We start from the raw sequence: 8154 nt of genomic DNA, 5'->3' as shown, positions 1-8154 counted from the left end.
CGATTACATCGAGATGTTCTACAACCCAAAACGCCGCCATGGTTTCAACAATCAACTGTCACCGGTAGAGTTTGAAAAGCGTTACGCAATGAGCTTGCAAGGTGTCTAGAGAATCCGGGGCGATTCAGTGTACACGCCGGCGGGAATGCAATTGACGGATCTGGCTATACGCGAGGCTGAGAGTGCCGAGTATGGTGCCTCCCGCTTTGGCCTCGACGGACACACCATTGTCTTCCGTGTGGCTAAAACAACGCCGACGAAGATTGGACAGTTCGTCACAATATGGAAGCGCCCGACGTCAGGCGGCATCATTGCACCTCTCGATATCGATGATGGCGTAGCCTTTGTTGTGGTGAGTGTGTTCGATGCAACGCATCGCGGACAGTTTGTTTTCGACCAGAAGATACTGGCATCAAAGGGCATCATGGCGATTAACGGTAAAGGCGGTAAGCGCGCTATCCGCGTTTATCCACCTTGGGTCAAACCAGTCGCCAAACAGGCCGTTAGGACACAGCAATGGCAACTACGTTACTTTCTTCCTCTTGAACAAAGCGGTAACGCCGATTCCGTGCAGGTGCGTCGGCTCTTTGAAGTTTAAGATCCTTATTCGTCATTCTTGAGCGTTCTGGGTAATGGCAGCTAAAGCACTGTGATCGAGCCGCCCGCGCCTATCCGCTGCCAAGGCAAGCCCAGTATCAAGGCCTGAAGTTGTTCCTTGTCGAGTTCGACGTCCGATCCGTGCCGGATACCTGGCCAGTGAAACTTGCCTTGGTTCAATCGTCGCACCGAACACCGCGATAACTCTAGCCAACGCGGTCTCGGTACCGGCACGCATGTCCATCGGCTCGGTGGCGATCCAGATGGAATCGATGCGGATCATTGAGCGAGTCCACGGATGAATCGTGGTGCTGTACTGCCTGTGTTTTGGGGACTACGGGCTTAGATGTTCCAACCCATCACCGATCACGCGTTGAGTTTACGCCTGACCGGCGGCAAACGACGCTAACCTGCCCTTCACGAAGGGCTGCAGCACCTTCAGTTAGGGTGTGAATATTTACCAGGAGGGCTGGTCCTGTGAGTCCTCGTCTCCGGACTTTACTACTTTCTGAATCGACCACAGGTCTTTGCGCACGTGTTCTGGAGGCGGTGAAGCCCCCGAAAATGTTCCCCCTGAACGCCTACTCGATGCCTATAGAGGCCTGACTGAGACCTGTATAATTACATTCTTTGATCCTTTATCAGCATTTACGCATGGCTTTGTAGGAGGTGTTTTTATATGAGTTTTATTAGGTTGTTGCTTTAATTTTTTGACTTGCGTGCAATTGTCGGTGCGATGTTAATGGTGTTTAAAACATGATAATATGGCCCGCAATTATTTGAGCTGTTCCATTTTTAATTTATAGCAGGGCGAATAATGCTTTTTATTGTAATGTTAGGCGGAAAACATCCTAGAGCGAAAATTGAAGTCCATGATATAGCCTTCGTATTAGCTGATAGCTTAGAGGATGCATATCCTCAGCTTAGACAGAGTTGGTTTGGATCTCCTGTAGGCCTTCATATTGATGCATGGATGGCAGTTGATGGAGTTGCAGGCTGGAAGTTAGAACTAAGTGAATTAGCTCCCCGCCCTGGATCAATGCGTTTGTACTTTATCAATTTAGGCGGGTATGAAGTTAAATCCTTTGGTGAAGCGCATCACTATTCCCTGATAGTTGCGAAAGACAAGCGGGAGGCGATGAGCCTCGGTAAACGCGAGATTTTAAAGCACTGGGTCCAGGCCCATACTGATGGTGTGCTGGATGTGGACGACTGTTTGCCGATTGATGCGATAGAAGGACGATACGTTCATTTGGTCGAGGGACCACACGACGGCATCATTCAGCGCAATGACTACATTGTTTTGTCGTAACGTTTGATTAGCTCAACACGTCATCTGCTGAATCGCCCGAATTTCCTACGTAATGAGCGGCCACTTTTGGCCGAACGCAGCCATACGACAAGTGCCCCGAATCGTGGGCAATTTGGTAGTTCGTGTTCGGCCGGCAGGTACCCCCCGGAAAGTCTAAGAAGTCACTAGATGAGGGGTCACATAGACCCACGCGGCATATGTGAAGAAACACATGCCAGTGCAGAAGCAAACAAATCCAATCAGGCCTGCCCCCCACATCAAACATCTCGCTTCACGCTGCGTCCCGCCCTGACTACTGCCAGCCTCTCCTTGCCATTTTCATAACACTTGACCTTCCCCTCATGGCAAGCCGGATAAGATCTCCAGTGTTGGTTTGTCCTGAAAATTACAAGGAGGTACACGATGTACGGCAAGCGCATAACCCTGGTCGCCGTGGCGATAGCTGTCGTGTTCACGCTGGGTGGCTGTAAAGAGAGCGCGCCCGCGGCCGATGCCGCCAAGCCGCCTGGTGTGCCGGTGGCCGAGGTGGTTGCGCAGCCGGTGACTCCGTTTGTTGAATACACCGGTTCCTTGACCGCGATTGAGCAGGTTGAGTTGCGCCCGCGTGTCAGTGGTTATCTGCAAAGTGTCAGCGTGCCTGAAGGGCAATCCGTGGCCAAGGGCAGCCTTTTGTTTATGATCGACCCACGGGAGTTCCAGGCGGCGCTGAACGCTGCCAAGGGCCGTTTGCGTGAGGCTGAGGCCAATGCATTGCTGGCCCAGGCCGAGCATGGTCGGGCTGAGCAACTGTTCGCCAAAAAGGTGGTGGCGCGGGATCGTCTCGACAGCGCCATCGCCTCGTTGAATGCCGGCAGGGCTCAGGTCGACGCCGCCAAGGCCGCGCTGGATGCCGCACAACTGGACTTGAGCTACACCCGCGTCACTGCGCCCATCAGCGGGCGTGTCGACCGTGCCCTTGTCACCGAGGGCAACTACGTCACCCGTGGGGTGACGCCGCTGACGACGATCGTTTCCATCGACCCGCTGCATGTGTATTTCGATGTCGACGAGCGCACCTATCTGCGCTCGCTTGCCGCGACTCGGGAGGTTGCTGCGTCGAAAGGGGAAAAGGCCGCCAAGGTCATGGTGGCGATGCTTAACGATGCAAGCTATGCACGCGCCGGGCGGGTGGACTTCCTGGCCAATGCGGCCGACCGCAAGACCGGCACAGTGCGTGCGCGTGCCGTGGTCGACAACCCGGATGGGCGCCTGACGCCGGGGCTGTTCGCCAAGGTCAAGCTGGACACCGGCGCGCCGCAACCCCGGGTGTTGGTGGCCGACCACTCGATTGGCACTGACCAGGGCCGCCGCTATGTGCTGGTGGTCGGCGCAGACGACAAGACCGAATACCGTCCCGTCGAACTGGGGCCGATGGCCAACGGCTTGCGCGTGATTGAGCAGGGCCTGCAACCGGGTGAACGCATTGTCGTCAAGGGGCTGGTGCGCCCCGGCATGCAGGTGACGCCATTGGCCGCCAGGATTGATGGGGCGCCGTTGGATGCGCCGTTGGTGTTGGGGGGCGTGCAATGAGCTTCCCACGCTTTTTCATTGACCGGCCGATCTTCGCCATCGTGCTGTCGGTGTTAATGATGATCGCCGGCATCGTGGCCTTCTTTCATTTGCCCCTCAGCGAATACCCCGCCGTGACACCGCCCACGGTGCAAGTGACGGCTTCTTATCCGGGCGCCAACCCTCAGGTGATCGCCGAGACGGTGGCGGCGCCCCTTGAGCAGGTGATCACGGGCGTCGAGGGCATGCTGTATATGACGTCGCAATCGGCGACCGATGGCCGCATGATCCTCACCGCGACCTTCGCCCAGGGCACCAACGCGGACATGGCGCAGATCCAGGTGCAGAACCGCGTCTCGCGGGCCCTGCCGCGTTTGCCCGAAGAGGTGCAGCGCCAGGGCGTGGTTACGCAGAAGACCTCCCCGGACATCCTCATGGTGGTCCACCTGCTGTCGCCCGACCAACGTTACGACCCGCTCTACATCTCCAACTATGCCTACCTCCAGGTGCGCGACGAGCTGTCACGGATTCCGGGGATCAACGACGTGCTGGTGTGGGGGGCGGGCGAGTACAGCATGCGTCTGTGGCTCGACCCGGACCTGATCGCCGCCCGTGGCTTGACCGCAGGCGATGTAATTACCGCAGTGCGTGAGCAAAACGTGCAAGTGGCGGCCGGCTCGGTCGGCCAGGCGCCTGACTCCAGCGCGGCGTTCCAGGTCACGGTCAATACCCTCGGGCGCCTGACGGACGAGGAGCAGTTTGGCGACATCATCATCCGCACCGGTGATAACGGCCAGGTGACGCGTCTGCGCGATGTGGCCCGTGTCGAAATGGGCGCCGATGCCTACGCGCTGCGCAGCCTGTTGGACGGCGAGCCGGCCGTTGCCCTGCAGATCATCCAGAGCCCGGGCGCCAACGCACTGGATGTGGCGCAAGCGGTGCGCGATACCATGCAGCGCCTGGAGGCCAATTTCCCCGAGGGCATGGTGTCGCGGATTGCCTATGACCCGACAGTGTTTGTGCGTGCATCGCTGGAGTCAGTGGCCATCACCCTGATGGAAGCGATCCTGCTGGTGGTCCTCGTGGTGGTGGTGTTCCTGCGTAACTGGCGTGCATCGCTGATCCCGTTGATGGCCGTGCCGGTGTCGATCATCGGCACCTTTGCGGTCATGCATCTGATGGGTTTCTCCCTCAATACCCTGTCGTTGTTCGGCCTGGTCCTGTCCATCGGGATTGTGGTCGACGATGCAATCGTGGTGGTCGAGAACGTCGAGCGGCATATCGAGAACGGTGAGGAGCCGACGCAAGCTGCGCGGCGAGCGATGGGCGAGGTCACCGGGCCGATCATTGCGATCACCTCGGTACTCGCTGCGGTGTTCATCCCCACCGCCTTCCTCAGTGGCTTGCAAGGTGAGTTCTATCGGCAGTTCGCGCTGACCATCGCGATTTCCACGATCCTGTCGGCGGTCAACTCCTTGACCCTCAGCCCGGCACTCGCCGGCCTGTTGCTGCGCCCGCGCGACGCTGCAGTGGTGCATGACCCGCGCAGCCTGCGCGGTCGCGCCGCGCATCTGGTGCAAGTGCTGAGCCGGCCGTTCCAGCGGGCACCGCAGGCGTATGGCAACACGGTGCGCAAGGTCGCGGGTCGTCGCGGCGCGGCGTTGTTGGTGTATGGCGGCTTGCTGGCGCTGACCTGGTTTGGTTTCAACGCTGTACCGGCGGGCTTCGTGCCGATGCAAGACAAGTACTACCTGGTCGGTATCGCCCAGTTGCCCAATGCGGCCTCCCTCGATCGTACCGATGCGGTGGTGCGGCAGATGTCGAAAATCGCCCTGGATGAGCCGGGCGTCGAAAGCGTGGTGGCGTTCCCTGGGCTGTCGGTCAACGGCTTCGTTAACGTACCGAATGCTGCCGTAATGTTCGTTATGCTCGATCCGTTCAAGGAGCGTACTTCTCCCGACATGGCTGCGGTCGCCATCGCCGGGCGCCTGCAAGCCAAGTTCGCGAGCATTCCCGACGGTTTCCTCGGTGTATTCCCACCGCCGCCAGTGCCCGGTCTTGGAGTGACCGGAGGCTTCAAGCTGCAGGTTGAGGACCGGGGTGGGGTCGGGCTCCAGGCTCTGGTGCAGCAGACCCAGGTGCTGATGACAAAAGCCACCGAGTCGGGTCAGGTCGCCGGGTTGATGACCAGCCTGGACGTCAATGCGCCCCAACTGAATGTCGATATCGACCGCACCCAGGTCAAGAGCCAGGGGGTGCGACTGGCGGATGTGTTCGAGTCTTTGCAGGTCTACCTCGGTTCGCTGTACGTCAACGACTTCAACCGGTTCGGCCGCACCTACAAGGTGACTGCCCAGGCCGATGCGGACCACCGTATGCAGGCCGAAGCCATCGGCCGCCTGCAGGTGCGCAACGCGGCCGGGGACATGCTGCCGTTATCGGCGTTTGTCACCGTCACACCGAGTTCCGGGCCCGATCGGGTGATTCATTACAACGGCTATCCTTCGGCCGATATCTCCGGCGGAGCAATGCCCGGGGTCAGTTCCGGGCAGGCCGTGGCACTCATGGAGCGCCTGGCACAGGAGGTACTGCCCGAGGGCGTGACCTATGAATGGACGGACTTGACCTACCAGCAAAAGCTCGCTGGGTCATCGGCGCTGTTCATTTTCCCGCTGTGTGTGTTGCTGGCCTATCTGATCCTGGCCGCGCAATACAACAGTTGGTTGTTGCCCCTGGCGGTCTTGCTGATTGTGCCCATGTGTCTGCTCAGCGCGATCATTGGCGTTTGGTTGGTGGACGGCGACAATAACGTGTTTGTACAGATCGGGCTGGTGGTACTGGTCGGCCTGGCTGCGAAAAACGCCATCCTGATTGTCGAGTTCGCTCGCAGCCTTGAAGCCGAAGGCGCCAACCCGCTGGAAGCGGTTATCCACGCGTGCCAGTTGCGCTTGCGACCGATTCTGATGACCTCGCTGGCGTTCATCGCCGGTGTGGTGCCGCTGGTATTTGCCAGCGGCGCCGGGGCCGAGATGCGCCATGCCATGGGGGTTGCGGTGTTTGCCGGGATGTTGGGGGTGACCCTGTTCGGCCTGTTCCTGACGCCGGTGTTCTACGTGGTGATGCGCAGCCTTGCGCTGCGCTTGCAGCGCAAGGGCCCGAGTCCGAAGCTGCAGTTGGAGGAGCGCGTGTCATGAAATTGGCCTATCAAGCGTTTCTGGTGTCGTCGCTCCTGCTGGCTGGCTGCACCGCAGTCGGGCCCGATTATTCCGCGCCGGTGCTGCCCGCCGCGCAACGGCCCGCGAGCTTCGGCGCGCCCATTGCCGGTCTTGGTACGGGCGATGTCGAGGTGCAGTGGTGGCGTGTGTTCGATGAGCCGGCCCTCAGCCAATTGATCCAGCAGGCGCTGGCGGCCAACCACGATATCGGCATCGCCGCCGCGCGGCTCGACGAAGCCAAGGCGATGTTGCGCGAGAGCCGCCAGGGCTTCTTGCCCAGCGGCGGTGCCGCGTTGGGGTATGAGCACCGACAGCGCAGCGAAGTCGAGACCCCCCTCGGCCAGCAGCGCTCCCTTGAAACCACGCGCGCGGCGCTGGATGCCGCCTGGGAAATCGACTTGTTCGGCCGCGTCCGGCGCTCGGTGGAGGCGGCGCAGGCTCAGGCGGGATCGCGCCAGGCGTTGCTGCGCAGCGTGCAGGCGAGCGTCGCCGCCACCGTCGCGGCAACCTGGTTCGAGCTGCAGGGGGTCGAAGCCGAGCAGGCGGTGGTGGCGGACATCAGTCAAAGCCAGCGCGACAGCCTGGGCCTGGTGGAGCACTTGGTCAGCGTAGGCGCCGCCACCGAATTCGATCGGCTGCGTGCCGAGGCCTTGCTGCGCAATGTCGAGGCGGTAGCGCCTGGCCTGGAGCGACGTCGGGCAACCACCACCAACGCGTTGGCGGTATTACTGGGGCAGGCGCCACAAGGGTTCAAGCCACCGCAGGCCCGGCCCGGCCGTGAGACCTTGAACCTGCGCACCCTGCAGGTCGGCGACCCGGCCGGCTTGCTGGCCCGGCGCGCCGATATCGCCGCAGCCGAGCGGGTGCTGGCAGCCGAGACCGCGCAGATCGGCGTGGCAACAGCCGGTTTGTATCCGGATATCCAGGTGCAGGGCTCCATCGGTCTGCTGGCCGGAAGCCTCGGCGCCTTGGGCGACTCGGGCATGCAGTCGAACTTTATCGCACCGGTCATTCGCTGGTCGCTGTTGGACACTGGGCGCGTACGTGCGCGGATCGCCGCCAGCGAGGCGCGCACCCAGGCGGCATTGATCAGCTACGACCAGACCGTATTGCGCGCCCTGCAAGAAACCGATGACGCGTTCCAGGCCAACAGTGCTGCAGGCAGCACCTTGGGCTTGCGGCTGCTGGAAGCGGCGGCCAATCGTGAGGCGGCGAGGTTGGCCCGCACGCGTTTCACGGAAGGTGAGGGGGTGTATCTGGACGTCCTGGAGGCCGAGCGCGCGGACTTCAGCAGCCGCCGCGCACTAACCGTGGCGCGCACCGAGCAGCGCTTGGCGGTGGTCGGCATCTACAAGGCATTGGGCGGTGGCTGGCAGATCTGCGAGCAGGCGGGGCAGGTGTGCAGCGGTGCTGCGGCACTGCGTTAGACACCGTTGTTGTACGCAAGCGCGCTGCTTGCAGTGTTCGGCGAAGAACGGCCAG

At 60.8% G+C, this 8154-nt stretch carries 7 protein-coding genes; 6 read left to right on the top strand and 1 reads right to left on the bottom strand.

The genetic code is table 11. From position 1 onward, the window contains the following. Positions 1–109: IS3 family transposase (locus tag PSFL_RS11940; RefSeq protein WP_146047486.1), on the top strand; the 109-nt coding region annotated here is incomplete at its 5' end. 36 nt (positions 110–145) lie between these two features. Continuing rightward, entirely contained in the window at positions 146–598 is a 453-nt protein-coding gene (locus PSFL_RS11935) for a MepB family protein (protein WP_397470086.1), read from the top strand. A gap of 41 nt (positions 599–639) precedes the next feature. Here PSFL_RS11935 and tnpB read toward each other — a convergent pair whose 3' ends face one another. Beyond that, on the bottom strand, positions 640–786 hold the full coding sequence (tnpB, locus tag PSFL_RS11930) for an IS66 family insertion sequence element accessory protein TnpB (RefSeq protein ID WP_397470085.1): 147 nt from the start codon (positions 784–786) through the stop codon (positions 640–642). A 628-nt stretch (positions 787–1414) separates the two neighbouring features. Here tnpB and PSFL_RS11925 point away from each other — a divergent pair. The 4 genes from PSFL_RS11925 (at position 1415) to PSFL_RS11910 (ending at position 8099) form a co-directional block, all read left to right on the top strand. Next, the gene (locus PSFL_RS11925; RefSeq protein ID WP_057441699.1) at positions 1415–1909 is read left to right on the top strand and encodes a DUF1543 domain-containing protein; all 495 of its coding nucleotides are present in this window, start codon (positions 1415–1417) and stop codon (positions 1907–1909) included. Positions 1910–2311: 402 nt separating this feature from the next. Next, positions 2312–3478, top strand: a complete 1167-nt coding sequence (locus tag PSFL_RS11920; protein ID WP_271043662.1) for an efflux RND transporter periplasmic adaptor subunit — start codon at positions 2312–2314, stop codon at positions 3476–3478. Further along, a complete protein-coding gene (locus PSFL_RS11915) occupies positions 3475–6651 on the top strand; it encodes an efflux RND transporter permease subunit (RefSeq protein WP_273866919.1) in 3177 nt (1058 codons plus the stop codon). Before PSFL_RS11920 ends, PSFL_RS11915 begins: the two co-directional genes overlap by 4 nt. Continuing rightward, entirely contained in the window at positions 6648–8099 is a 1452-nt protein-coding gene (locus tag PSFL_RS11910; RefSeq protein ID WP_120733587.1) for an efflux transporter outer membrane subunit, read from the top strand. Before PSFL_RS11915 ends, PSFL_RS11910 begins: the two co-directional genes overlap by 4 nt. Positions 8100–8154 lie beyond the last annotated feature (55 nt).

This window comes from Pseudomonas sp. DD1 (assembly GCF_044510355.1).
In the GTDB taxonomy this organism is placed as follows: domain Bacteria; phylum Pseudomonadota; class Gammaproteobacteria; order Pseudomonadales; family Pseudomonadaceae; genus Aquipseudomonas; species Aquipseudomonas shahriarae.
This window is presented reverse-complemented; position numbering and strand designations above follow the sequence as displayed.

Excerpts from the sequence above, each read along its gene's own strand:
- PSFL_RS11935 (WP_397470086.1), top strand. The coding sequence starts at position 146 with ATGCAATTGACGGATCTGGCTATACGCGAGGCTGAGAGTGCCGAGTAT.
- PSFL_RS11925 (WP_057441699.1), top strand. The coding sequence starts at position 1,415 with ATGCTTTTTATTGTAATGTTAGGCGGAAAACATCCTAGAGCGAAAATT.
- PSFL_RS11920 (WP_271043662.1), top strand. The coding sequence starts at position 2,312 with ATGTACGGCAAGCGCATAACCCTGGTCGCCGTGGCGATAGCTGTCGTG.
- PSFL_RS11915 (WP_273866919.1), top strand. The coding sequence starts at position 3,475 with ATGAGCTTCCCACGCTTTTTCATTGACCGGCCGATCTTCGCCATCGTG.
- PSFL_RS11910 (WP_120733587.1), top strand. The coding sequence starts at position 6,648 with ATGAAATTGGCCTATCAAGCGTTTCTGGTGTCGTCGCTCCTGCTGGCT.